This is a genomic window from Algoriphagus sp. AGSA1, assembly GCF_021390545.1.
Taxonomy (GTDB): Bacteria; Bacteroidota; Bacteroidia; order Cytophagales; family Cyclobacteriaceae; genus Algoriphagus.
Window position 1 is genome coordinate 186,828 of sequence record NZ_JAJUWR010000005.1, and the last position, 24,443, is coordinate 211,270.

Annotated in this window: 21 protein-coding genes and 1 tRNA gene; 14 read left to right on the top strand and 8 right to left on the bottom strand. The window is 43.5% G+C overall.

The annotated features are described in order from the left end of the window. The first annotated feature begins 273 nt into the window (after positions 1 to 273). The 9 genes from LZF95_RS05195 (at position 274) to LZF95_RS05235 (ending at position 10,464) form a co-directional block, all read left to right on the top strand. Positions 274 to 1,992 carry an IlvD/Edd family dehydratase gene (locus LZF95_RS05195; RefSeq protein WP_233753912.1) on the top strand — a complete coding sequence of 573 codons (1,719 nt, stop codon included), beginning with the start codon at positions 274 to 276 and terminating at the stop codon, positions 1,990 to 1,992. A gap of 3 nt (positions 1,993 to 1,995) precedes the next feature. After that, a complete protein-coding gene (locus LZF95_RS05200) occupies positions 1,996 to 2,757 on the top strand; it encodes an SDR family NAD(P)-dependent oxidoreductase (protein ID WP_233753913.1) in 762 nt (253 codons plus the stop codon). A 94-nt stretch (positions 2,758 to 2,851) separates the two neighbouring features. Then, a complete protein-coding gene (locus LZF95_RS05205) occupies positions 2,852 to 3,499 on the top strand; it encodes a hypothetical protein (RefSeq protein ID WP_233753914.1) in 648 nt (215 codons plus the stop codon). Positions 3,500 to 4,023: 524 nt separating this feature from the next. After that, the gene (locus LZF95_RS05210) at positions 4,024 to 4,470 is read left to right on the top strand and encodes a response regulator (RefSeq protein WP_233753915.1); all 447 of its coding nucleotides are present in this window, start codon (positions 4,024 to 4,026) and stop codon (positions 4,468 to 4,470) included. 8 nt (positions 4,471 to 4,478) lie between these two features. Further along, positions 4,479 to 6,911, top strand: a complete 2,433-nt coding sequence (locus LZF95_RS05215; RefSeq protein ID WP_233753916.1) for a PAS domain S-box protein — start codon at positions 4,479 to 4,481, stop codon at positions 6,909 to 6,911. A gap of 200 nt (positions 6,912 to 7,111) precedes the next feature. Next, positions 7,112 to 8,626, top strand: a complete 1,515-nt coding sequence (locus tag LZF95_RS05220; RefSeq protein WP_233753917.1) for a Gfo/Idh/MocA family protein — start codon at positions 7,112 to 7,114, stop codon at positions 8,624 to 8,626. Positions 8,627 to 8,693: 67 nt separating this feature from the next. Further along, positions 8,694 to 9,674 carry a sugar phosphate isomerase/epimerase gene (locus tag LZF95_RS05225; RefSeq protein WP_233753918.1) on the top strand — a complete coding sequence of 327 codons (981 nt, stop codon included), beginning with the start codon at positions 8,694 to 8,696 and terminating at the stop codon, positions 9,672 to 9,674. Between the two features lie 99 nt (positions 9,675 to 9,773). Next, positions 9,774 to 10,160, top strand: a complete 387-nt coding sequence (locus tag LZF95_RS05230) for a VOC family protein (RefSeq protein ID WP_233753919.1) — start codon at positions 9,774 to 9,776, stop codon at positions 10,158 to 10,160. 61 nt (positions 10,161 to 10,221) lie between these two features. Next, positions 10,222 to 10,464, top strand: coding sequence for a VF530 family DNA-binding protein (locus tag LZF95_RS05235; RefSeq protein WP_233753920.1), 243 nt, complete (start codon positions 10,222 to 10,224; stop codon positions 10,462 to 10,464). Positions 10,465 to 10,664: 200 nt separating this feature from the next. Here LZF95_RS05235 and dnaN read toward each other — a convergent pair whose 3' ends face one another. The 6 genes from dnaN to LZF95_RS05265 all read right to left on the bottom strand — a co-directional run bounded on the left by dnaN (position 10,665) and on the right by LZF95_RS05265 (position 16,608). Further along, entirely contained in the window at positions 10,665 to 11,789 is a 1,125-nt protein-coding gene (gene dnaN / locus LZF95_RS05240; RefSeq protein WP_233753921.1) for a DNA polymerase III subunit beta, read from the bottom strand. Positions 11,790 to 11,909: 120 nt separating this feature from the next. Next, the gene (gldG, locus tag LZF95_RS05245; protein WP_233753922.1) at positions 11,910 to 13,595 is read right to left on the bottom strand and encodes a gliding motility-associated ABC transporter substrate-binding protein GldG; all 1,686 of its coding nucleotides are present in this window, start codon (positions 13,593 to 13,595) and stop codon (positions 11,910 to 11,912) included. Further along, positions 13,592 to 14,311 carry a gliding motility-associated ABC transporter permease subunit GldF gene (gene gldF, locus LZF95_RS05250; protein ID WP_233753923.1) on the bottom strand — a complete coding sequence of 240 codons (720 nt, stop codon included), beginning with the start codon at positions 14,309 to 14,311 and terminating at the stop codon, positions 13,592 to 13,594. Before gldF ends, gldG begins: the two co-directional genes overlap by 4 nt. A gap of 2 nt (positions 14,312 to 14,313) precedes the next feature. Beyond that, the gene (gene gldA / locus LZF95_RS05255; protein WP_233753924.1) at positions 14,314 to 15,222 is read right to left on the bottom strand and encodes a gliding motility-associated ABC transporter ATP-binding subunit GldA; all 909 of its coding nucleotides are present in this window, start codon (positions 15,220 to 15,222) and stop codon (positions 14,314 to 14,316) included. Between the two features lie 393 nt (positions 15,223 to 15,615). Beyond that, on the bottom strand, positions 15,616 to 16,140 hold the full coding sequence (locus tag LZF95_RS05260) for a redoxin domain-containing protein (RefSeq protein WP_233753925.1): 525 nt from the start codon (positions 16,138 to 16,140) through the stop codon (positions 15,616 to 15,618). Between the two features lie 291 nt (positions 16,141 to 16,431). Next, the gene (locus LZF95_RS05265) at positions 16,432 to 16,608 is read right to left on the bottom strand and encodes an SDR family NAD(P)-dependent oxidoreductase (RefSeq protein WP_233753926.1); all 177 of its coding nucleotides are present in this window, start codon (positions 16,606 to 16,608) and stop codon (positions 16,432 to 16,434) included. A gap of 87 nt (positions 16,609 to 16,695) precedes the next feature. On the opposite strand from LZF95_RS05265, the gene LZF95_RS05270 reads away from it, so the two are divergent. Further along, positions 16,696 to 17,997, top strand: a complete 1,302-nt coding sequence (locus LZF95_RS05270; RefSeq protein WP_233753927.1) for an amidohydrolase — start codon at positions 16,696 to 16,698, stop codon at positions 17,995 to 17,997. Between the two features lie 28 nt (positions 17,998 to 18,025). Here LZF95_RS05270 and LZF95_RS05275 read toward each other — a convergent pair whose 3' ends face one another. Then, positions 18,026 to 19,189: an alpha/beta fold hydrolase gene (locus tag LZF95_RS05275; RefSeq protein ID WP_233753928.1), complete on the bottom strand. Its 1,164-nt coding sequence runs from the start codon at positions 19,187 to 19,189 to the stop codon at positions 18,026 to 18,028. 81 nt (positions 19,190 to 19,270) lie between these two features. Continuing rightward, positions 19,271 to 20,644 (bottom strand): DEAD/DEAH box helicase, encoded by a 1,374-nt coding sequence (locus LZF95_RS05280; protein WP_233753929.1) that lies wholly within the window; start codon positions 20,642 to 20,644, stop codon positions 19,271 to 19,273. Positions 20,645 to 20,692: 48 nt separating this feature from the next. On the opposite strand from LZF95_RS05280, the gene LZF95_RS05285 reads away from it, so the two are divergent. From LZF95_RS05285 to LZF95_RS05300, 4 genes are all read left to right on the top strand, one after another. Next, entirely contained in the window at positions 20,693 to 22,036 is a 1,344-nt protein-coding gene (locus LZF95_RS05285; RefSeq protein ID WP_233753930.1) for a dihydroorotase, read from the top strand. 77 nt (positions 22,037 to 22,113) lie between these two features. Next, positions 22,114 to 22,189: transfer RNA gene (locus LZF95_RS05290), tRNA-His, on the top strand. Positions 22,190 to 22,281: 92 nt separating this feature from the next. Next, positions 22,282 to 22,422, top strand: coding sequence for a hypothetical protein (locus LZF95_RS05295; protein WP_233753931.1), 141 nt, complete (start codon positions 22,282 to 22,284; stop codon positions 22,420 to 22,422). Positions 22,423 to 22,525: 103 nt separating this feature from the next. Next, positions 22,526 to 24,442 (top strand): amylo-alpha-1,6-glucosidase, encoded by a 1,917-nt coding sequence (locus LZF95_RS05300; RefSeq protein WP_233753932.1) that lies wholly within the window; start codon positions 22,526 to 22,528, stop codon positions 24,440 to 24,442. Position 24,443 lies beyond the last annotated feature (1 nt).

The window sequence follows — 24,443 nt, forward strand, 5'->3', positions numbered from 1 at the left end:
GACATTAGTTACTTCTTAAAAGAGAGCTTTGATTTCAGGGCTCTCTTTTTTTTGAGGTTATTGTGATTACTTGTATAAAAAAACAGTGCCCTGGATAAAAATCTTGATTTCTTGCCATTCCTGACATAGTCTCCAATAAATCAGACAGATATAAAACCAGAAGCCAGACCCCTTTTTACTTATATTTACAATAAATATCCCTACAATATTTTTTCGCTTCTTTCCTTCTCATAATTTTTGGTAAATTCTGGCTCAATTAGCCAAAAAACCTATATGTCAAAGAAAAAACTTCGCAGTCAAGATTGGTACGGGCGCACCGGAAAGGATGGAATCATCTATCGTTCTTGGATGAAAAACCAGGGTTTTCCGCACCACTTGTTTGAAGGTGATAAACCTGTAATCGGAATCTGTAACACCTGGTCCGAGCTTACTCCTTGTAATGCGCATTTTAGAGATCTCGCCGAAGCGTTAAAACGCGGCATCTGGGAAGCAGGCGGTTTTCCACTTGAGTTCCCCGTGATGTCTTTAGGCGAATGTTCGGTTAAGCCCACAGCGATGCTTTTCCGAAATCTGGCCAGTATGGACGTGGAAGAAAGTATCCGGGCAAACCCTATGGATGGGGTAGTCCTTATGTGCGGATGTGACAAAACCACCCCCTCGTTGGTCATGGGAGCTGCCTCTGTGGATATCCCTTCGATAGTTCTTTCAGGTGGCCCAATGTTAGTAGGACGCTATAAAGGAAAAAAAATCGGCACCTCAGATATCTGGCGATTTGCAGAAGAATTCAAACTTGGGAACATGACCCAAGACGATATGATAGAGGCTGAAGCAGCCATGTCCCGCTCCGTGGGACATTGCGCACCTATGGGCACGGCATCTACTATGGCTGCCATGGTCGAGTCACTTGGTCTTTCCCTACCAGATAACGCCACCATCCCAGCAGCTGATTCCAGACGTAAAGTTCTGGCCCATATGACAGGTATGCGAATCGTGGAAATGGTGAACGAAGACCTGAAAATGAGCAAAATCCTGACTCGTAAAGCATTTGAAAACTCCATTATGGTCAATGCTGCGTTAGGAGGGTCAACTAACTTCATCCTTCACCTCACTGCTATCGCCAAAAGAATCGGGGTAGAGGTTGACTTGACGGATTTTGATAAATTCTCTTCCAAGATTCCGCTGATTGCCAACGTGCAGCCATCTGGCGAGCATTGGGTAGAAGACCTCTTTTATGCAGGTGGCCTGCCTGCGGTAATGAAGGAAATAGAAAAATACTTACATGCCGATGCGATCACAGCAAACGGTAAACCTATTGTAGAAAACTTCAAAAAAGCTCAGTGTTACGACAGAAATCTTATCGGCACCTTTGAAAAACCCATTAAACCCAATTCAGGAATCGCTGTGCTGAAAGGCAATCTCTGCCCGAATGGTGCTGTTATCAAACCTTCTGCCGCTTCGCCGCATCTATTGATCCATACTGGAAAAGCTGTTGTTTTTGAAGATATAGATGATTACAAAGCCCGAATAGATTCCCCGGAGTTGGAAATTGACGAAAACTCCGTCATGGTCATGAAAAACGTGGGGCCGAAAGGTTATCCCGGAATGCCTGAAGTAGGTAATATGGGCTTACCCCAAAAACTTCTCGCCAAAGGGGTCAAGGATATGGTCAGAATATCTGATGGCAGAATGAGTGGAACTGGATACGGAACAGTGGTACTACATGTATCTCCAGAATCCGCCATCGGAGGACCTCTTGCTTTTGTCAAGACAGGAGATCTGATAGAGCTCAATGTCCCTGAAAGAACGTTGAACCTCAAAATCTCTGAGGAAGAATTTGAAAATAGAAGAGCTACTTTCAACCCTCTGAGTCTGCCTTATGAGAGAGGTTATGTCAATCTCTTTCTTGACAAGGTAAACCAAGCACACGAAGGGGTGGATTTCGACTTTCTACAGGGTAGTTCTGGATCAGAAGTAAAGCGGGATTCGCATTGATACATGAAAACCAAAAGAACAGCCATTATTACCGGAGCTGGTCAGGGAATCGGCCTGGCCATCTCCGAAAAACTCGCTGCCCAAAGCGTGAATTTAATACTAAATGACCTGGAAGAAAAACTGATCAGCAAGGCATGTGAGAGGATAAGCCATGTCCATGGAGTAGCTGCAATTCCCATCTCAGGTGATTCCAGCTCTGAAGAAGTGATTGAAGCAATGATCCAAGCTGCCGTCTCACATTTTGGAACTGTTGATATTATCGTGGCCAATGCCGGAATCACGCTATTCGGAGCGTTTTTGGAGTACTCCAGAGCTGATTTCATGGAAGTTACCAGAGTTAATCAAGCCGGTACTTTCTTCCTGGCCCAGGCCGCCGCAAAAGTCATGAAGGAGCAGCCAAATGGGGGAGCTATGCTTTTGACGTCCTCGGTGACGGCGCATCAAAGCCATGAAAACCTAGCTGCATATGCCATGAGCAAGGCCGCTATAGAAATGCTGGCCAAAAATCTGGTCCTAGAGCTTGCTCCTTCTAAAATCAGAGTGAACTCGATAGCTCCCGGAGCAACAGTAACCAACAGAACCCTACTTGACCCGGATTATGAAAGCACATGGTGCGAAATCACGCCACTCGGCAGTCCGGCAACAGTGTGGGATATCGCAAACGCAGCGGCATTCCTGGTCTCTGAGGAAGCCAGACATATTACCGGACAAACCCTGATCATCGACGGAGGATGGTCTTGTGTAAGCCCTTCACCTTACACCTAAAACCATTCAAAATCATTGTATATCAGACACATTAAAAGTCATTTATAAATAGATTTGAATCCTAAGTGTGTTAACTTTATAGAAAAACAAAGCTATGAAACACATCACATGCATTCTGATGGTGGTCTGTATTCTACAGGCATGCCAGCCCAAAGAAACGACTCCGGATACTTTACCGATGAAGGTAGCTATGGCCTATGGCTTTGATAAATTTGATGAGGTGAATTCCATCGCATACACCTGGAATGTACAGCGGGACTCAGTGAACGTAATGACAAGGGACTGGAAATGGAATATAAAAGACCGAACGGTCTATTATGCCACTGCCGACACCAGCTACACGTACAGTTTGGACATGCCTTATGATTCCTTGCCTGAGGCAGATAAAGGATTTATCAATGACAAATACTGGATGATGTTCCCCTTTCAGTTGGCTTGGGATTCCGGATATGAATATGAGACTGAAGAAAATGTGCCCTCTCCCATAGCTGGCACCAACTCTACCAAACTGACAGTTATATACAACACTGCGGATGGTTACACCCCAGGTGACGCATATGACCTATACCTGGATGACAACAACATGATTTTGGAATGGGTATTCCGTAGGGGCAATGGATCTGAAGGACGGCCCACCACCTGGGAAGAAGTAGAGCAATTTGGCCCTATCAAGCTTGCCACCTCCCACTCAAACCAAGCTGGTCAAAAAATCATTTGGTTCACCAATATTTCGGTGAATTAGAAATTAGGTTTCTATTTTACGTTTTTTTCAAATCAATCCGTGTAGCTCTAGCTTATGGAAAGCCAGGTGAGATTTTATGTCTTTTTTGATTATGTGCTTTTCTGAAAGTAACTAAGCATCGCAGCTATCTTTCTAAGTGACCCTCATCTTTGCATACGGGCTTGGTGAACAGAAAGAAGCAGAAGAGGATTACCTACCAAGGTCATTTTGTTTCCCCTTACTTGAGTGATTGCCTAAAACTCTCTGTTATCAATGCATTCCCGCTTTAGACTCTACCCTCCTATCGACTGATCAGTCCGTCCTTACCCTTAGTCGATTGTCCCCCTCACAAAACCCAAAGCAATCCACCTTTAGTAATCAACGAATCCTCTTCTTTTATATCCATCTAATAGGCCATAGACACCTCTAACATAAATTTCCAAAAGGGGCACAAGAATAAATGGAAAAATGCCTTACAAACTTTAACTTGAGCTATACTAGTTTATTTGAAAGAGTCCCCAAAGCCTAACTGTTAATAATAAACAATGCTCCTAAAACCTATTAAACTCTTACTTGCCGACGACGATGAAGACGACAGGTTCTTTTTCAAGGATTCACTCTCCAAGCTCCCTGTTCCCACTAAGTTGACTACAGTAGCCAATGGCGCAGAGTTGATGAACCTGCTTTTGACTGCAGAAGAAGATTTACCAGATGTCATATTCTTGGATCTGAATATGCCTATGAAGTCCGGTTTCGAGTGCTTTTCCGAAATCATGTCCCATGACAAATTCAAGAAATTGCCAGTCATTATTTACTCCACCTCAATAGATGAGCCATCGGTCAATAGATTCTATGAGCAAGGTGCTCTTCATTACATCCTAAAGCCCGGAGAATATTCGAAATTAAAAGATGTGATATTCCGTGGTCTTAGCAGCTTGATAAATAAGTCCGAAAAAACCTCAAAAACAAATTTTGTAATCCAATCCCAGTGAAAACAACTATGGCAGATCAAAGTGCAGCATTCCCAATTGGAGGCGGTGAAATGGGGCAATTAATCAGAGAAAAGGATTGGGGAGAGACTATTTTGGGGCCGATAGATTCTTGGCAGCAAAGCCTTAAAACAACCATCAACATACTTTTAGCATCCAAATTCCCAAAGTTTCTCTGGTGGGGTTCAGAATTGACCTGCTTTTACAATGATGCCTACCGACCTAGTTTAGGTGACCAGGGTAAACACCCCAACATACTTGGAAAAGGAGGTGAAGAATCCTGGTCAGAAATATGGCATATCATCAAACCTCTAATGGATCAGGTTTTAGAAGAGGGAGAATCCCTGTTTTTCGAGAATTTATTGGTCCCGATCTATAGAAATGGACACATAGAAGACGTCTATTGGACTTTTAGTTATAGTCCAGTCCGAGACGATTCCGCACAAATCGCGGGAATTTTGGTAACCTGTGTGGAAACTACTGCTGAAGTATTGCTAAAAAGAAAACTTGAAGACAGTGAGCGAAAACTCAGGCTGATTATTCAGCAGGCTCCTGCATCCATAGCAACTTTTAAAGGGTCAGAATATATAACGGATATAGCAAATGCCAATGCCTTAGTCCTATGGGGAAAGACAGCCGATGAGGTAAAAAACAAGCCTATTCTTGAAGCTGTTCCAGAATTGAAGGAACAAGGAATCAAGGAATTGCTTGATGATGTATATAATACAGGTAAAAGATTCGCCGCATCTGAAATGCCCGTAAAGCTGATGCGGGATGGAAAGCTGACAACACTCTACCTTAATTTCAGTTACGAAGCACTCTATGATACCAACAGGGAAATAGACGGAATCATAACTATAGGACATGATGTCACAGAGCAGGTTTTGGCCCATAAAAAAATCGAAGCCAACGAGGAGAAGCTCACTATGGTCATCGATGCCTCAGAACTTGGTACTTATGATTATAACTTTAAAACAAACAGCCTTGATACTTCTAAAAGGCTGCAGGATATTTTTGAATTTTCACGGGGTCAACTAAGCCAAAATGATTTTTTAAGTAAAATTCACCCCAAGGATATGGAATTACGGAAAAAGGCCTTTGAGAAAGCCTTTTCTCGTGATGGTAATCTGCATTACACCTGCCGGGTTCTTCACTCAAGTTCCAAAATCAAATGGATAGAAATTAAAGGCAAGGTTCATTTTGATGAACGCAGAAAACCCCATAAAGTCCTGGGAACTGTACGGGACATTACTGAAGACAGGATCAACAGACAAAAATTAGAAGATAGCGAGCAGAAATTCAGACTCTTGGCCAATTCCCTCCCCCAACATATCTGGACTGCCGATCCTGAAGGCAAGCTGAATTATTTCAATCAATCCGTGTATGAATTCTCTGGGTTCACCCCAGCACAATTAGATCAGGAAGGATGGCTCACCATCGTCCATCCGGATGATAGAGAGGAAAACCTCAAAGCATGGAACAACTCAATACAGTCCGGAAAAGACTTCCTTTTTGAACATAGGTTTAGAAAATACGACGGTTCCTATAGATGGCAATTGAGCCGCGCCAGACCTCAACTCAATCAGGATGGGGATATACAGATGTGGGTAGGTTCCAGTACGGATATTCATGACCAAAAAGAATTCACTAATGAACTAGAGCGCCTAGTAGTGGAGCGTACTGAAGAACTGGCACAGAAGGTTAAAGACCTGGCAAGTATGAATAAGGAGCTTCAATCTTTTGCCTATATATCAAGCCATGATCTGCAAGAACCTCTTCGAAAAATCCAGACTTTTTCAAGCCTGCTTTTAGAACATGAGTACGACAACCTCACCGATGACGGAAAGGAGTACTTCAAGAGAATGCAGAATGCGGCCAAGCGTATGCAGGCTTTGATAAGTGATTTACTTGCCTATTCCCGCACTTCTATTTCAGAACGGAAGTATGAGCCCACAGACCTTAATAAACTAGTTCAAGAGGTAAAAACCGATCTCAAAGAAGAGCTTACCCAATACAATGCGGTCATAGAATCCGACAAGCTTTGCACACTTAATATCATCCCCTTCCAATTCCGGCAGCTTTTACAAAACCTAATCAGTAATTCACTCAAATTTTCCACCAAAGAACGCCAAACTCATATAGCTATTGCCAGCGAAAAGAGACTAGGGGAGGAATTTGAGATCGCTCGCCTTTCACCTTCTACTACTTACTGCCATATCCGTATTTCAGACAATGGGATAGGTTTTGATCAAAAATATCATGAACGGATTTTCGAACTATTCCAGCGGCTACACGGAAAAGATGTTTTTCAGGGGACAGGGATAGGGCTTGCCATCGTGAAGAAAATAGTAGAAAACCATCATGGTTTTATTACTGCTAAAGGTGAACCTAATCAAGGGGCAACTTTTGATATTTATCTTCCCGAAAATAAATCCTCCAGTTAATCATATACCATAAATTTAAATAAGATGCAATAACCGAGCAGAAGGAAGGGATCTCTTAAATTCCGGACACCGCACAGGAAGACCTATTGAAAAACAACCAATAAATCCTTGAAATCGCCACGACTAAAATCAATATTAGACACATGAAATCGAGCCTACCAGCAGATAAGTGTGACCATTGAAAGACAAATTATATACCCATGAAAAACCCCGAAAAATTAAGCCGTAGAGACTTTGTCGGTACAGCGGCATCAATCGCCGCGTCGATTTCCATTGTTCCTTCCCATGTTATTGCAGGTCTAGGAAAAGTCCCTCCATCTGATCAGATCACGTTAGCGAATATTGGATGCGGCACCCAAGGACTCAGGGAAATGGGAGAGCTACTTCAAAACCCTAAAGTGCGCATAGTCTCTGTATGTGATGTGAATAAATATAGTGAAGACTACATTGATTGGTCCCCCTATGGCATCAGGGACAATATTCGCACCGTATTGGGAGATGATAATTGGTGGCATAATACAAAAGGGATACCTGGAGGAAGAGACGTGGGAAAAACCTATGTAGATCGGTTTTATGAAAAAAACAGTCCAGCTGGAAGCAAAAACAGCTGCACGTCATATGAAGACTTCCGTGAACTTTTTGCAAAAGAAAAGGACATAGATGTGGTCAAAATCATGACTCCGGATCATACCCATGCCTCTATCGCTCTGGCCGCCATGGACCGAGGGATACATGTGGTCACTCACAAACCTATTTCCAACAGGCTCTTGGAAGGCAGAAAAGTCATTGAAAAAGCAAAATCAAGCGGTGTAATCACGCATTTACTGGCTTGGTCTGACCGCCCGGAATATCGACAGATCAAAGCCTGGATAGATGAAGGACTGATCGGAGAACTGAAAGAAATCCACAACTGGTCTTATCGGCCTGTATGGCAACAATGGACTAAACGCCCCACTGGGAGTGAAACCATTCCGGAAGGATTCAACTGGGATCTTTGGCTAGGGCCGGTACCCGAAATGGAGTATCATAAAAACTACACCCACAACGTCTTCCGGGGATGGTATGACTTCGGAGGGGGATCCGTGGCAGACATGGGACATTATAGCCTTTTCCCCCTATTTGAAACCCTAGGAATCAGTAATTCTCCAATCAGTGCAAAAGCCTATGGAACAACCACTCGCGAAGAAGTAAACGGTGTCTATGAATGGGTGAAAAATGATGTGGCATTTCCCGCAAGCTGCATGATCAAATGGAAATTCCCCCAACAGGCTAGTCTTTCACCTTTTGACCTGTTCTGGTATGATGGAGGCATGAAACCATTTGCCCCATTAGAGCTGGAAATGGAGGAAAAAGACACTCCCGATGAGGGTCTGATGCTGGTAGGGACTAAAGGAAAAATCCTTGGGGGATTCCGTGGAGAAAACCCGGTTTTACTACCAGAGACCAAAATGACATCAAGACCATCTTCGGAAAGGATTGATTCCAGTAAAATTGAGAGACACAGTACAGCCTGGGTGGATGCTATCCAGTCCGGGACTCAAACACCAGGAAGTTTTACCCGTGCTCAGACCATTACTGATACAGTCAATCTGGGTGCAGTTGCCTTACGGTCAGGAAAAAAAGTTGATTTTGATCCCTCTGCTCTGAAAATCACCAATGACAAGGAAGCCCATAAATTCCTTTCGAGAGATTACCGAAAAGGCTGGGAAATATAGGCACATTAATAAGGCTCAAGTAGCTGTAAATATTTAATTTTCTATTTAGTCATTAACCTAACCCAATATGAACAACAGAAGAAACTTCCTCAAATCGGCCAGCCTAGCCACGGCAGCTATTAGCCTAGGGATTCCCCATCTGGGGTTTTCCGCAAGAAGGTCAGACCCTCTCTTTAAAATTTCCCTTGCAGAATGGTCTCTGAACAAGCAGCTTTTCTCCGGAAAGATGGATCATCTCGACTTCCCTATCCTGACGAAAAAAGCCGGTATAGATGCTGTAGAGTATGTCAATCAGTTTTTTATGGACAAAGCCAAAGACATGGCTTATTTGAAGGAAATGAAAACCCGGGCTGAAGGCGAAGGAGTAAGGTCGGTTCTCATCATGTGTGACGGGGAAGGAATGCTAGGAGCATCTACCAAAGAAGAAAGAAGCCAAACCGTCGAAAAACATAAAAAATGGGTAGAAGCCGCCATGTTCCTCGGCTGTCACTCCATCCGTGTGAACGCTTATTCCGCAATTCCTTGGAGCACCTCTCCGGCAGATTATAAACAGGCAAGTGACCTCGCCAGTGCCGGCCTGCATGAACTATGCGAATTTGCCGATGACTATGATATCAATGTGTTAATAGAAAATCACGGAGGATTTTCAAGTAATGGGGAATGGTTGTCTGAGATGATCGAAAAGGCTGACCATCCAAGAGCAGGTAGTCTGCCGGATTTTGGTAATTTCCGGATAGCAACAGAAGATGGAAAGTCCATTTCCTATGATTCATATAGAGGTGTGGATGAATTGATGCCCCAGGCTAAAGGTGTCAGCCTCAAACCAAAGGTTTGGGACGACTATGGAAATGAATCCGCCCTGGACTACTCCAAAATGATGAAGATAATACTACTTCATGATTTCCATGAATACGTCGGTATAGAACATGGTGAGGAAGGAAGGGAATGGGAAAGCATCAAAGAAATTAAAACAGAGCTTGAAAAAGTAAGAAGCCAGCTTTCTGAAAATACGGCTTGGGCTCGTATGAATTCAGATTATATGACTTAAACAACAATGCGGTTTTTATAGTGGAAGACATAGAGTCCCCAGCAGAAAAAACTTCCTGACTTATCATGTCGAAAAGAACAGGAAGTTATATTTTCGTCAATGAAACAACAACTCGGACAAATTGCAATTTTAGTAAGAGATTATGATGAGGCCATAGAATATTATACCCAAACACTGGGATTTGAACTGATTGAAGACACTCACCTAAGTGATGTGAAACGCTGGGTTAGGGTCTCGCCCCCGGGCTCCTCCTGCCACTTGCTGTTGGCCAAAGCCGCTGATGAACTGCAGAGAAACCAGATCGGATTTCAGTCCGGAGGGAGGGTGTTTTTGTTTTTATACACGGATGATTTCTACCGTGACTACCACAACTATACCGCCAAAGGCGTGGAATTTATCCGGGAACCTTCAGAAGAGGCCTTTGGAACGGTTTCCGTATTCAAGGATCTGTATGGCAATCTTTGGGATTTTATAGAGAGGAAATGATTCAATCGATCTTTTTGATCTCCAATTCAGTAAATTGAAATATTAAGAGATATACCATAAAATGAATTCAGAATCCAACTCCCAACCCAACAACCCTCTCCACGGCATCAAACTCGCTGATATAGTGAATCATCTGGTAGAGTTCTACGGCTGGGAAGAACTTGGCGAAAGAATCAACATTCGCTGCTTTACCCATGATCCCTCGATCAATTCCAGCTTAAAATTTCTTCGAAAAACCCCCTGGGCCAGAGAGCGGGTGGAAGGGTTATACTTAAAATCTTTGCGTGACGCTAAAAAGAAGTGAGTTAAGTTATTAAGCCACGAAGATCACAAAGAAGACACAAAGACAAGTCTGAAGACTTTAGCCCGAACCAATGCAATCCCACGCCAACACACGGCACAATTAAATTGCCCCTCTGCAAAACTTTGCGCCCTTTGCGTCCAAAACAACAAAAAAACCCGAAGTGCTCCCCGGGCTTTTCGTTTTATAGTCTGTGTGGTTATTTACACGTAGTTATTCAACATCACCGGCATTACCAGCATGAGGATATCCTCATTTTCGTCTTGCTCAGCAGGAAGGATCAAACCGGCACGGTTAGGGGCCGAAAACTTCAGGCTTACTTCTTTGCAAGAAAGATTGTTAAGCATCTCCACCAAGAATTTGGCATTGAAGCCTATTTCTATATCCTCACCTTCATGTTCGCAGGAAAGTCTTTCATTTGCCTCATTTGAGAAGTCAAGATCTTCGGCGGAGATCATCAATTCACTGCCGGTCAATTTCAATCTCACTTGATGTGTTGTCTTATTCGCATAGATGGCGATACGACGTAGGGAACTTAACAATTCCGCACGGTCTATGGTCATCACATTAGGATTTTCAGAGGGGATCACATTTTCATAATCAGGGAATCGCTCATCTATAAGACGGCAGATCATCTTGATGTTGTTGAAATTGAAGTAGGCATTAGACTGGTTGAACTCTACTGTCACCGGTAGATTTTCGGATGGTAGCGTGGACTTCAATAGATTCAGCGCTTTGCGAGGAATAATCAGCGTAGCGGCATCCTGAGAAGCTATATCCACTCTCCTATATCTTACCAATCTGTGTCCATCTGTAGCCACAAAGGTGGTATTGGTAGGGCTCAGGTTGATATATACGCCCGTCATCGCAGGACGAAGCTCGTCAGAGCTGGTCGCAAAGATGGTGTTCGAAACCGCAGAAGAAAGCACCTCAGTGGACATATCCACAGAGGTAGCATTGCTTACAGTAGGTATTTTAGGGAAATCAGTGGCATTTTCTCCCGCCAATCTGTATCGTCCGTTATCTGAGCTGATCTCCACTGCATAGGTATCATGATCTATGCTGAAGGTAACCGGCTGCTCAGGCAGATTTTTAAGCGTTTCGATCAAAATCTTTGCAGGTACCGCAATATTTCCATCTTCTTTGGCCTCCACGTTGATTTCGGTGATCATCGAAGTCTGAAGATCAGATGCCGTAATAGTCAATAGGCTCTCTTTTATCTCAAAAAGAAAATTCTCCAAAATGGGCACTACAGGATTAGTGGTCACCACACCGTTGATTGCCGAAAGCTGCTTTAACAGGGCAGAAGAGGAAACAATAAATTTCATATCGTAGGGCTTATTTTATTTTTACTTTTGAATGGGGGTAAATTTATAAATAAATTCTAATTTGAACCTCCGTATAATTGATTCTCTGGAAAATTAATGCATTAGAAGTGGAATAATCAGCTAGTTTGATTTTTTGTTGTAGCGATTCTTTCTGATACCCACTATTATCCCTCCAAAAACCAATAAAACCACTACCGGCCCCAGCACATTTACTGCCTGCCAGTAGGCTTTCTGTTGAGTTACTTTCACTTTGTCCAATGGCCGGATCTGAAAGGTGCGGGTCCTGGAAGCAATGATTCCCTCAGGCTCGGAAAGGTACTGGGCCAGATTTTGTAAGAACAGCCTATTTGCAAACGTAGTCTGACTGAAGGGATCTTCACCAAGAGCGAGCGGGGTACCGTTTTCCAGATTGCTCTGTGCCTGAAAAACTTCCCCATCACCGATCACCACCACTTTTCCTCTTCCTTTTTCTTTGAAATCCGCTTTCGCAAAACCATCCGGTAAAAAGCGGTTTTTATAGAGAGAGGTAAACTCCCCTTCGAGCAAATACACGAGAGGTAAATTCTTTATTCCGTATAGCGTCACATCCGGCTCCTGCTCCATGTCACTGAAAGCAACCCGAACAGGAGCTGGCAAAATCCTGGAATAATCTGAGCTGAAGATCAGAGGAGTTTTGACAACTCCCTCTGCCATGACCGTATCCAAACTACTCACAAAACGAAAATTAACTACATCTAGCCCCTTAGTAACAGCATGGGACTGCATTCTTCCTGCATTGATGAAGAATGGCCAAGGTAAGGGCACCATCTGCTGCTGATCACCGAAATTACCTCCTATTACCGGAAGGTAGCCGAAATTCAGATCCTGAATCAAATCCTTATTCACGCGGACTCCATAGCGAAAAAGCAAATTGTCTAAACCCGATTCAAAAGGCATTGCCAATGTCCCCTCTCCTCCTGCATTTTCTACATTTACCGCTACACCATCCAGTAAAACGACGAGATTTCCCCCGTTCATGACGTATTGGTCCAGGAGATATATTTCACGCTCGGTATAGCTATCCCTGGGCCCTTGGATAAACACAATTGAGAAATGCTCTAAATCTTCCGGCTTTTTTGCCTGCTCTAGCGGCACTTTGAACAGTTCAAACTCTCCATCCAAGGCCTCCACCATCCCGAAACCCTCATCTGATCCCATCTCACCATGTCCAATGAGCATAGCAATGGCAGAGGATTCCGGCGAAATCAACTTACGGATGGCATTGCTCAGTTCAAATTCGAGGTTTTCAATAGATTGGTTTAAAATCTGATCGGGGCTCATACCACGCTCACCTTTGAGGATCAATGCCCCTGTTTCAAACTCCTCATTGCTGACCAAAATGCCGGGGAAAATCAGCTGTGACTGCAGTCCCGTGTTTTGATTGAAAGACAGATTGGTAGGATTGATACCATACTGAGCCAGCGAAAGGATAAACTCTTCCCGTTCCCCCCCCTCAACACTCATTGGGTCAAAATAGGAAAAAGTGATTTTCTCAGGACTGTACGCGTTGAATGTCCTTATGGTTTCTTCTATGGACTTTTGCAGGCGTCGCATGCCTCCAGGGAGATTTTTCCCGAGAAGAATATCCACATGGAGTGGCTCAGAGATCCGGGCAAGTACTTCTTCTGTGGCCGGGTGCAGGGAAAATCGTTTTTCCTCTGTCAGATCCACCCGAAAATGCATGAATTGACCCAACAAAATAAAAAGTACAATACCTCCAAAAAGTACAATCCAGGGTTTGGCGATATGTGCGACAGAGCTTTTCATTTGTTTCTCAAAATCATAACAGAACCTCCCAAAAACAACCAGATCATCCCCAGCATAAAGAACATATCCCCTGAATTCACCACTCCCCTACTCAGGCTCATATAATGATAACTTAGACTCATCTCCTCCACCCAAAAGCTAAAAGTCCCTAGCTGCATTTCTGCTACAGCCGAGAAACCGAAGTATAAAACAAAGCATAAAAACACTCCCAACACGAAAGCCACCACCTGTTGGGACGTCAGGGAACTGGCAAACAAACCCACCGCAGAAAATACCGCTCCTATCATAATCAAACCTATCCATGAGCCAAAAAACCCTGCCTGGTCAATATTCCCCACCGGGTCTCCCAATTGGACAATGCTGTACAGATAAAGTAACGTAGGCAAAACAGCTACCAAAACCAAACAAAGCAAAGCGAGGTATTTGGCCAATATAATCTGAATCAATGATAGGGGTGAAGTTCTCAACAACTCCCAAGTTCCGGATTTTCGTTCTTCGGCAATCGCCCGCATGGACAATGCCGGCACCAGAAACGTGAATACATAGGGAGTATAGGTGAATAGGGGTTCGAGATCAGCAAAACCATAATCCAAGACACTTGTCTCTGGGAAGACCCATACGATCAAGCCTATAGCCACAAGAAATAAGGCGAGGACCAAATAGCCCAAAAGACTTCCAAAAAAGGCATTGATTTCTTTTAGAAATAAGCTCTTCATATTCAGCCGTTGGTGATTTCTCTAAAAATTAATTCAAGGTTCTTTTTGCTTTGGTTGAGCCTGATCAGGTTAAGGGAACGCTCGTTGATGACATTCATTATTCTTTTTCTAGCCAAAGCAGGATCGGTAGTGGAAATAAGCAATTCCTTCTTGCCTTTTGCCCCAAAATCTATTTTCCCCACATTTTCAAACCACCCAAGTTCTAACTCTTCCTCGGTTTCCAGAATCAAAACCGTGTCCGCAGAATTGGATTTCAAATCAGCGAGTGATTCGGAAGCCAGAACCCTGCCTTTGTTGACAATCACCACATCATGACAGATCGCCTCCACTTCCTGCATGATATGAGTGGAAAGAATGAGCGTCCTATCCCTGGCCACTTCTTGGATTAGATTTCTTATTTCCACCAATTGATTGGGATCCAGGCCAGTGGTTGGCTCATCCAAAATCACCACCTGGGGATCATGAATCAGTGCTCTGGCCAAGCCCACACGCTGACGATACCCTTTAGACAACTGCCCGATTTTTTTATACTGCTCAGGCTCCAGGCCGGTACGGCTTAGCATTTCCTTTACTCTGGACTGAAGCTGCTGCCCTGAAAGCCTATACAATCCACCGGAAAACTCAAGGAACTCCCCCACATACATATCCAGATAAAGCGGATTATGCTCGGGTAAATAACCTATAAGTTTGCTTGCTTCCTGCGGAGCTTGAAGCGCATCCCTTCCCAATACTTTCACCTGACCGGAATCAGCCGATAAAAACCCCGTGATGATCTTCATCGTAGTGGATTTCCCTGCGCCATTTGGGCCTAAAAACCCAAGAATCCTTCCGGGACTAGCCGAAAAAGAAACATCGTCTAGCGCTTTCTGTGTGCCATATTGTTTGGTAAGCTGGGATACTTCGAGTGACATGGAGCTTTTTTAGTCAGTCAAAAGTAAGGAAAAAATAGAGTTTTTGAGAAAGGAGGTGTAATGTTCGCCTTTTTATCAGAGAGTGCTCTTTTCATTAACGTTAACCTCAAATTAAATAACTTGTACTTATTAATACATGATATCTTGTATTGATAACACATACTATTCTATTTGCATTGACTTACAGAATTTTACATGATACCAAAGCAAACACTTGGAGAAATAATCTTAGCTCAAAATGATAACTTTCTTCAAAAATCACTTGCAAAGAGGGAAAAAGTCCTACCTGACTATACGAATCAAATCGTGGTAGTGAGCGGTGTGAGACGCTGCGGAAAAAGCATCTTGATACGAAATAGTTTTTCTGAAACAGACCAAGTACTACTTTAAATCTTATTTCCCCTTTGCCAGCTTCTCCAGCAGAAGATCTATTTTGGTAATCCCTACATACTCCGCTATCAATTGCTTTTTTGCATCATAGCAGTAGATTGACGGAACACTCTTGATCTGAAGGTAGCCGGCAACGTCCATCCTGCTGTCAAGCAGAAAATGGACATAGCTCTTGTCTTTCACTCCCAGCCCTACTACAAAGCCAATCATCTCCTCTAACGGCTCTACGGTTGTCAAAATCAAATTATACTCCTTGAATTCATCTATTCTCTTAGAAAGTGTGGCAAGCTCCTCTTGGCATAAGTGGCAAGTGGAATTGAAGTAAATCAAAAGTGTAGGCTTATTCTCCGCTAACTGATAAATGGATTTTGATTCACCGTTGATGTCGCTTAACGTAAAATCAGGTAGAAGAACTGGTGCCGAAAGAAGCGTATCCTCCGCAGGATTATCCATACTTGACAGATAACCCACATACCCAGCGCTCCCGATAAGAGCCACTAATAGAATAATCAGATTTATTTTTTTCATGTGATTACAATTGTTTTTCTGGTGGTCACATGCCCGCCTGGCGTCGGACAGGTAGTCTCACTTAGGATAATCATTCCAGTATGTGCCGTTTTCGACATGTTCGATTTCATAAAATTTGATTTGACTTTCAAAGGCCATATCCTCCCATGGCAAAGGAAACAAGGTAAGCAGTCACTTGCCTACTTGTCAGCGGTAAACAGCAAGGTATATGCATCAGCAGACTCTAGTTCACAGCTTATTTCTATTAAAGAACAGTGTTCAAAAATAAACACATTACTTGCCCAAAACAATTTAAGGATAATATTCAGCAAAATTGGTCACACCATTCAGTCCTGCAATAGAAGCGACGTTTAAAATATGTCCTTCACCCGCCGCGTTCATCGCAGATAGTAGTTTCTTACTTACATGGAAAATCCCATGGACATTGGTGTCAAAAAGGGAAATCAGATCAAAAAGTTCTAATGTCACACACTTTTCCTACTCTTAAGCAGTAAATAGCTTGTGCTTTAGTACATTTTTCTAAATTTGAATAGTAGCATTTAAAAACCAACCTCCATGAAAAAAATTCTATACCCGCTAGTTCATATATCCATGTTCCTCGCCTCAGGTTCTCTTTTGGCACAATCGGAACTCCGTTCGTCGATTGATACCAAATCAAATGCAATAGAAGCCAAGGTGATCGAATGGAGACGGGATATCCACATGCATCCGGAGTTGGGTAACCAGGAATTCCGCACAGCAAAGAAAGTCGCTGATCATCTCCGCTCCCTAGGAATCGAGGTTACCGAAAATGTGGCCGTGACAGGGGTTGTGGGAGTTTTGAAAGGAGGAAAGCCTGGCCCCACAGTTGCACTACGGGCAGATATGGATGCTCTTCCCGTGACAGAGCGAAACGATTTGCCTTTCAAATCTGTAAACACCGCCACATACAATGGCCAGGAAACGGGAGTCATGCATGCCTGTGGTCACGATTCCCATGTGGCGATCTTGATGGGTGTTGCAGAGGTGCTCTCCAGCTTGAAGGATGATTTGGAAGGAACTGTAAAGTTCATTTTCCAGCCTGCGGAAGAAGGGGTTTTTGATGCGGAAATGGCCGGAGCAGAGCTGATGGTAAAAGAGGGCGTGATGGAAGATGTGGATGCGATTTTTGGTTTGCATATCAATTCGCAGACGGAAATAGGAAAAATCGGATACCGATCCGGACCTATCATGGCAGCGGTGGACAATCTGGAAATCACCGTCAAAGGTGTGCAAGCCCATGGTGCGTATCCTTGGTCTAGTGTGGATCCCGTTGTCACCAGCTCCCAGATCATCATGGGACTGCAGACCATCCTTTCCAGAAATGTAAATGTCACTCAAAATCCCGCAGTAGTCACGATCGGAGCCATACATGGAGGTATCCGCCACAATATCATCCCGGAGGAAGTGGAACTTATCGGAACAGTCAGGACTTTCGGCGATGAGCAGCAGGAATTGGTCCATAGGCGTATCACTGAGATCGTAACCAATATTGCAGAAAGTGCCGGAGCTACCGTGGATCTGAAGATCGAGAAACTATATCCCTCCACTGTCAATCATCCTGACCTAACCAAGGAAATGCTCCCTTCACTGGAAGCTGCGGCAGGCGCAGAAAATTTGATTTATTTGAATCCTGTGACCGGAGCCGAGGATTTCAGCTTTTTCCAGAGAGAAAAGCCGGGCGTATTTGTATTTCTGGGAGGAATGAAAAAAGGAGGCGATCCGCTTACCACTCCATCCCACCACACACCGGGTTTCTACATAGACGAAGGCGGATTTGTACTGGGAATGCGTACTTTAAGTTATTTCGTAGTGGATTATATGGGAATGAATAAGTGATAAATAGCAAGCTCAGGTCAGGATTGAATCAAAAAGGAGGGGGAACTTTAAACGCCCCCTCATAATACTTCTGGAAGATGAAGTTCTCTTCAGACAATTTTTTATAAGCAGAAATCTTCCCAGCAGTGTCGTTAGTAATGAATGCGTTTACTAATTCATGGAAGGAAGTAAGCTTCAGTGCTTGCTGTAGCCCATGACCATCGTGGAGTAACAGCAAGGTGCAGTTAGCATAATATTCTGCGAGCACATCATATGATTTGGAGTAAATCATATGATCAAAAGCTCCCCCAATCAATATCATTTTCCCTTCAAACTCCAGTAATCGATCGTAGTTGGTTCCATAGAAATCAAAGTTGGTACTTTGATAGGCACTCCAAAGGGAACTACTCAATTTTTTCATTACGTCCAAACTTGGATTGCTCTTTTGCTCAGAGTCTTGCAATCCTGAGAGTGCTATTGCATGTTCAAACATCCTCACCATTAACGGGATGTTGCTTTCAATATCCTCACCCTTGGCTAATCCCATCAATACATCTTGTAAAGTTAGAAAAACCATCAGGTTCTCTTTAGACAAAGCTTTCTTGCTCAGAATCCCTTTATTGAAATTTGCATAGTAACCGAAATCGAAGCTCTGCACATCACTAAGCTTTATATCCGAAAATGATAATCCTGAGTAAGGAAAACTCAAGTTCTTTTGAATGTCAAAAACCAAGGGATTCACACTGATCATTCTTTTTACATGCTGAGGGAATAAGGATAAATAATATTGCAAAACCATCGCAGCCGACGAATATCCGAACAAAATCACCTGCTTATTGCCGAGCAATTCCTGCCTGATCACTTCGATATCGCGTGCAACTTGATCCTGATTGAAAAGTTTGTAAGCCAATTGATAATCCAGGTTCCCAGAATGTATAACTCCTCTCTTTAGCTCATCATTATCCTTTCTTCCCTTGATCAAAACAAAATTGCTGGACTCAGAAAAATCCAGCAATTCATTAAAAGACAAATATAGTTCATCAAATGCATCCTCTAAGAGAAATACCGTTTCCCTTTCTGAATCAAACTCATTTAAGAACTCAACTTGGACTCCTATTTTTCTTGAATCCGGTAGTAGGTGGTTGTATGGAACCAAAAAGGTTTGTGCTTGCAGGGATGCACTGACGAAAATAAAAAATAAAACTAATCTCATATCTCAAATTTGATCATTGCTAATAAATCATCAAACAGATCAAGATTAGTTTTAGAGAAAATTAACCTTACTAAGCGAAGACTACTTCCCTTTATTCTTCTGATGTTTGGTCTTCAGCTGGTTTCTGTTGGTTTTGGCTTTGGAGTTCTTGTTTCCACGCTTCTTTTCTTTCTCCTGCGCCTCTAGATGTGGGTTCGGTTTTTTATGCTCTTTTTTCTCATGAAAAGCCCCCTTGTAATCAGGGTTGTCTCGTTGGAGCAAACGATCCAGTTCACGGGCATAGGCCTGCTTCTCTTCAAAAGGAGTTGGGGTAACATCCACTTCATCAGGAATCGGAGCTTCCTCCACTTTCATCCGAATAATCTGCTCAATCTTATCGAAATGATATTCCTCAGCAGGATTTACAAAGCTGATCGCCTTTCCTTCATTGGTGGCCCGGCCTGTTCTCCCTATCCTATGTACATAATCCTCATAGATCAGCGGCACGTCAAAGTTCACCACATGGGAGACCATGGTCACATCCAGCCCCCTAGAGGCCACATCCGTCGCTACCAAAATCCGAACATCACCGCCTTTGAAATCCTCGATGGAATTAATCCGGGTATTCTGACCCTTATTCGCATGGATCACCCGCACTTCGCCATAACTCCGGTGACTGAGAAAGGCAAAAACCTCTTCCGCATTTCTTCTGGAACGGGTGAAAACAATCGCTCTGCTAATCTCCTCATTCTTAAACAGGTTGGCAAGAAGACTAAGTTTTGTTTTAATATTGGGAACCAAGTATTTTACCTGTCCTATAGTTTCAGCGGTAGTGGCCTGGGGAGTCACTTCCACCCGCTCAGGAAATTCTAGGAATTCAGCCGCAAAGCGATCAATCCGCTCACCAAAAGTCGCGGAGAAAAGCAAGTTTTGCCGCTTTACTGGTATTATCTCCAAAATTGACCTGATCTGAGGCATAAAGCCCATATCCATCATTTTGTCTGCTTCATCCAGCACCATGGTCTTGATTTCTTTGGTGAGGATTTTCCCTTTTCTATAAATATCCAAAAATCTCCCAGGTGTGGAAACGATGATATCAACACCCTTCTCTATTGTTTCTATTTGGGTCTTTGGGCCCAGTCCTCCATAAAGTGACACCATTCTCAGATCTGTATTTACGGCCATTTGCAGCACAACTTCTTCGATCTGCATGACCAATTCCCTCGTTGGAGCCAAAATCAATGCTCTGGCATGATCCCCTTGCGCATATTTCACCTTCATGAGAAGCGGCAAAACATACGCAGCTGTCTTCCCTGTGCCTGTCTGGGCTATTCCTAGCACATCATGCCCGGCGAGTGCAAGTGGGATAGCTTTTTCCTGAATAAGCGTTGGATGAACATAGCCGGCATCGGCCACTGCATTCAATAGCTGTTTATTTAGCTTAAATGCTTCAAATGTTGAGGCCTCATTGCTCATGATTCGTTAATTTTGGTTGAATTAGTAAAATCCAAAAAGGAGTAAAAGATGAAAAGTATTCTGATCACCGGTGCAAATATAGTCAATGAAGGCCGGATAAGTCCGGGCGATGTGTTGGTAGAAAACGGAAGAATTTCACAACTGGGGGAAAATCTCAGTGCAGAGCAAGCGGATATTCATATTGACGGGACAGGAAAACATCTTTTCCCTGGTCTAATCGATGACCAGGTACACTTCAGAGAGCCTGGACTCACCCATAAGGCAGAAATATACACCGAAGCGAAAGCGGGAGTAGCAGGAGGCACTACCTCCTACATGGAGATGCCTAATACTGTTCCCCAATCTATTACAGTGGATCTTCTTGAGCAGAAATATGCAAGGGCATCGGAAGTTTCCTTGGCTAATTATTCTTTTTTCATGGGAGCGACGAACAGCAATCTCGATGAAATCATGAAGGTGAATTTTGAGAAAGTCTGCGGTCTGAAGATCTTCCAGGGTTCTTCCACGGGAAATATGGTAGTGGACAACATAGAATCTCTGGAAGGAATATTCAAGGAATGTAAATCTCTCATTGCGATTCATAGCGAAAATGACAGCATCATCAAGGCAAATTTGGATGAATATAAAGCAATCTATGGAGATGATATTCCCGTGAAATTCCATCCAAAAATCCGCTCTGAAGAAGCTTGCTATGATGCTTCCAGCCGCGCTGTGGCCATGGCCAAAAAACACGGGACCCGACTTCATATCCTACACATCAGTACCGCTAAGGAACTGGAACTTTTTACCAATACCATTCCACTGGAAGAGAAAAAAATCACCGCTGAAGCCTGCATACATCACATGTGGTTTTCTGAAGAAGACTATGAGACCAAAGGCAATCTGATCAAATGGAATCCGGCTGTAAAAACAGCCAAAGACAGGGATGCCATCTTCAACGCGGTGCTGGACGGAACCATAGATGTAGTGGCCACGGACCATGCCCCGCATACATTGGAGGAAAAAGACCAGGTTTACACCAAAGCGCCATCCGGAGGGCCGCTCAATCAGCACAGTCTGGTTGCCATGCTTGACTTCTACCATCAGGGCAAAATCAGCCTGGAGAAAATCGCGTTGAAAATGAGTCACAATGTTGCAACCCTATTTAACATTAAGGATAGAGGATTTATCAGGGCCGGATATTATGCTGACCTGGTCTTGGTGGACTTGGACAATCCTTGGGAGGTCTCCAAAGAGAATATTTTATCCAAATGTGGCTGGTCACCTTTTGAGGGGCACACTTTTCAGTCAAAGATCACACATACAGTCGTTTCTGGACATCTGGCGTACGAAAACGGGACATTCCATGAGCAGAAAAAAGGTGAACGCTTAGAATTTTCAATAAAAAAATAATTTTTCAGCTTGCACTGATTCAGCTTAATCATTACTTTTGCAGACCATTTGGAAGGAACCAACCCAGATGCATATATGGTGATTGTAGCTCAGCTGGTTAGAGCGCTGGTTTGTGGATCCAGAGGTCGCCGGTTCGAACCCGGTCTTTCACCCAAAAGCCCCTCTTAACGAGGGGCTTTGTTATTTATGAAGCCTGTCTTGGCACAGCATTTGATAAAAAGCCCCCAGAACTAAACCAACTTCAGATGTTTACTTTGTTCAAAACTTCGCCAAAATTCCCTCAAGTGAAGCCCATCAACCTTAAGGCGGCAAAAAGCTATTTGATGAAATTTGAAGAATCGCTGAGAAATTTCGAAGAAATCCAAAAAGAAGCGGCTCACTCCTGATTAACAAAATAAAAGGTTATGGAAACATAACCTTTATTTTTTTGCATTTCATTTTTCTTGTCGGCACAAAACTCTATTTTTAACAACATAGAATTTTCCCCGCATGAGTTATATCCATTTTGATAAAACACAATTAATCAATCTGAATTATTCCCTCGAAAGAGAGATCATCAGATCCAACCGTTCAGGTGCTTATACCAGTACGTCCATCATTTGCTGCAATACCCGCAAATACCATGGACTGCTTGTAGTCCCCCAGCCTCAAATCGACTCACAAAACCACGTGATGCTCTCCACAGTCCATGAAACGGTCATACAGCATGGGGCAAGCTTCAATTTGGGCATCAGTAAATTCCCTGGGAATTATTCCCCACGGGGACATAAATATTTAGAGGATTTTGATTCTGAACCCATCCCCAAATTGACGTACCGTGTAGGCGGCGTGTTGTTACAGAAGGAATTGATTCTAGACACTAACAGAGACCGGTTGATGATACGCTATACCTTACTGGACGCTCATTCACCTACCAAAATACGAATACAGCCTTTTTTAGCTTTTCGGGGGTTTCACGATTTGTCCAAAGCGAACACACATATAAACAAGAAATATAAAAAGACTTCAAACGGCGCGATTTTCCATTTGTATGAAGCCTATGATCCGCTTTATCTGCAAGTCTCCAAGAAAGTGGAATTCGTCCCTGCCCCGGATTGGTACTATAACATAGAATACATACTGGAGCGGGAACGCGGGTACGATTATCAGGAAGACCTATATGTGCCTGGCTATTTTGAGTTTGATATCGAAAAAGGGGAATCGGTCATATTTTCAGCTGGATTGACTGAAGCAGATCCTAAGACTAGACAAAGTGCTTTCGAAAAAGAAATAGCCAGAAGAATCCCCCGCAGCAACTTCCTGAATTGCCTTAAAAACTCAGCCGGTCAGTTTCTCAGAAAAAGAGATGGTGACACACGGGTGATTGCTGGATATCCTTGGTTTGGCTGGTGGGGAAGAGACACCTTTGTAGCTGCTCCTGGCCTTACGCTGTCCATAGGTGATTCAAAAACTTTTCTGGACATCATGGACACCATGTCCCGCGATATGAAAGGCCCCCTTTTCCCAAATGTAGGCAGTGGGGTCATCACAAATATGAACTCCATAGATGCGCCTCTTTGGTATTTCTGGGCACTGCAACAATATATAATTTATACCCGGGACAGTAAGACCATCATTGATAGGTACCTGGACAAAATGAAAGGAATCATTGATGGGTACATCAATGGCACCGAGTTCAACATACATGTACAGGAAAACGGACTGGTATATGGCGGTGAAGAAGGTAAGGCACTGACATGGATGGATGCGGTGACCCCGGACGGGCCTGTGACCCAACGTGCCGGCTGCCCGGTAGAAATCCAGGCTCTTTGGTACAACGCACTTTGCTTCTACCATGAATTGACAGGCGATGAAGAAGTGCAGCGTTATGCTTCCAAAATCAAAGAAAGTTTCGAGATCGAATTCTGGTCAGAGGAGCATGGACACTTAGCCGACTGTGTCAATGGAGATGAAAAAGACTGGTCAATCCGGCCAAATATGATTTTTGCCACTTCATTACCTTATTGCATGCTGAGTGAGGAAAAGTGTGATCAGGTACTGGAAACAGCTAAGGCAAAGTTACTCACCACACGGGGAATGCGCTCTCTATCTCCTGACGACCCTGCGTACAAAGGGTATTATTTCGGAGATCAGATCAGTAGAGACGAGGCTTACCACAATGGAACAGTTTGGGTCTGGCCACTGGGCCATTTTGTAGAAGGATACATCCGACTTCATGGTAAATCAGCTGCAAATTTCATAAGCAAAATCGTCCAGGGATTTGACGGAGTAATGACACAATATGGAGTAGGTACAGTGGCAGAAATATATGACGGTGACCCACCTCACCGCCCAAAAGGAGCCATTTCTCAAGCTTGGAGCGTTTCAGAATTACTTAGAATGATGGATTTGGTCAATAAGATATAAA